The 2,051-nt window shown below is 61.0% G+C and carries 2 protein-coding genes; both read right to left on the bottom strand.

Going from position 1 to position 2,051, the window contains the following annotated elements:
- Positions 1-19 precede the first annotated feature (19 nt).
- Positions 20-1,294 carry a hypothetical protein gene (locus tag NZM16_RS03880; protein WP_295451215.1) on the bottom strand — a complete coding sequence of 425 codons (1,275 nt, stop codon included), beginning with the start codon at positions 1,292-1,294 and terminating at the stop codon, positions 20-22.
- Positions 1,295-1,301: 7 nt separating this feature from the next.
- A complete protein-coding gene (locus tag NZM16_RS03875; RefSeq protein ID WP_295478694.1) occupies positions 1,302-1,619 on the bottom strand; it encodes an acylphosphatase in 318 nt (105 codons plus the stop codon).
- Positions 1,620-2,051: the final 432 nt, after the last annotated feature.

Here is a 2,051-nt window from a genome sequence, read left to right as displayed (position 1 = left end):
CCCCCAGACGAATCTTCCACTATTCCTCGCCAATCAGCTCCAGCTCTGAAAACAGCACCGAATAGCTGTGGCCGGAAGCATAGATGCGCAGACGGGTGAGCGTAGCCGGAGGCGCCCCGATGGCTTGCAGCGATTCCATCAGGTTCCCGGAATCAAACGTATACCACTCTCCAAGAGGAACCCGGATATGCACGTTATAAGGAGGCGGGCAAACCTGGGGGAGGCAGCTCTCGGGGGTTTGCGGAGTCACTTCTCCGACGGCGTAAAAGCCCTGCAACCATTGGCGATCGATGCCATAGATGTCTTTGTATTCCAGGCGGATCATCAGAGGGCATTCGGTCCCCACCACCCCGCATACTGCAACATCCTGGAAAAGGATCTTTAGCGTGATGTGCAGTTGAAGCGAGCGGAAATCCCGCACATCCTGATTGAGGACCAGGAAGACCCCGGTTTGGGCGTGATCGAATCCGGTGCGAGATATCGCGAGCACGCGACGACCCGCTTCCGAGGTCTGGGCCACATTCCCTTGGCTCTCGCCGGGTTGCTTCGCGAAGGTGAAAACAGCCCATTGATAGGGCGGAATGGGCTCATCGACATTGCGCACAGGTAGTGGCATCTGGAAGAGGTCCGGTAGCAGATTCCGCCCGGCCCCCAGCGGCCCCGCCACCCGGCCGTCCAGCCCAATCCGCGCCCGTTGATCGCTCCGCAGGGTTTGGATTCCGGTGGAATTTCCCACCCGAGCTTCACCGGAGCGCATGGTGAAATCTGTTCGGTCGTTCTGAACTTCCACGGCCAGCGTTCCGGAGATCATTTCCGCCTGCCCATGGGGGGTCTGGATCACGAGCTCGAGCGCTCGACGGCCCTCGAGACGGGTCACCCGGATTCGGCCGGCGCGAACATACAGGGTGAGGCGCGCTGGTTCCGGGCTGATCTCAAAACGAGGGTAGCGAGCGCGTCGCACCTCCACCTGGGTGTTCGGATAGATCTGGACGGCCGCAAGATCCCGGGGCGCGGAAAACAAAGGCTCGGAGAAGATCACCAGCCCCTGGGATTGGGCGTCGGTGATCAAAAGATCGCCTTCCACCAGCTTGGAATACGAGGCGCCGGGCGCGATCGCCACCGGCTCTCTCTCTGGATTCTCGAGACGGAGGATCCCGGAGAGGGCTGCGACCCGGGCCTGCGTGCCGATATGGGAGGTGCGAAAATAGGTCAGGATCTGCCATGGGACCAGGATGCTGAGCCCCACACAGGCAGCGAAGGAAAGCAAAAGAGTGATCCAGGCCAGGCGCTGCACCTGCGCCTCAGTCCACCTCGTAGCGGATACGAAATCCCCGGAATTCACCAGTGGGCCTCTCCCAGTAGGTTTCCACATAATCCACGCGAGCGGCTGGCGGACCCTGTTGCAGGAACTGAAGCAGGGCCTCTACAGCCGATCGTGGTCCTTCCGCCACCACCTCCACGGTGCCATCCGAACGATTGGCCACCCAGCCGCTCAGACCAAGGGTCTCCGCCCGCAGCCGGGTGTAATATCGAAAGTTCACTCCCTGAACGATCCCATGCACGATGGCATGAAGCCGGACCCGTTCTTCCTGTGATTTCCGCTGTCCGGTTTCCATCATAGCTGTCTCCTCCCCTGGGTGCGCTCTACATTTTAACTCAGCTTGTGCGGGCGCGATCGAGGGGCGAGGTCGGCGAGTCCCTGAGGTTTCGAATCCGCCGGAGTTGCCCCTGGCTCCCAAGGGAGCTCGCAGGCGGTCCGCCGAAGGGGATTGCCCGCAAACGTCTTTTTCTTGTTGCGATGTGCGGGGATTTAATGTTTACTGGCTTTGCGGTCGGCCTGGCATGAAGACAGCGCTGGCTTGCAACGGATGACGGGTTGCGCTTTCTATAGCGATTGCAGGGATGGGTGATGGGGGGGCTCGTGCTTTGTCCGGCGATCAACTGGGGGTTTAAGGGAATGGCCCCTCCCCCCCTTTTCCTCTCCTCGCGGCCCAGGGAGCCGTGGGGAGGGGGGAGAAAAAATCTTTGGGGGGCCAAAGGCCCCCACACCG

The organism is Thermoflexus sp., from assembly GCF_025055495.1.
Classification (GTDB): domain Bacteria; phylum Chloroflexota; class Anaerolineae; order Thermoflexales; family Thermoflexaceae; genus Thermoflexus.
The sequence above is the reverse complement of the archived record's forward strand: the minus strand, read 5'-3'. Positions and strand labels throughout refer to the sequence as shown.

What these genes read in the sequence shown, in the direction of transcription:
- NZM16_RS03875 (WP_295478694.1), bottom strand. Translation starts at nt 1,619, where the DNA reads ATGATGGAAACCGGACAGCGGAAATCACAGGAAGAACGGGTCCGGCTT.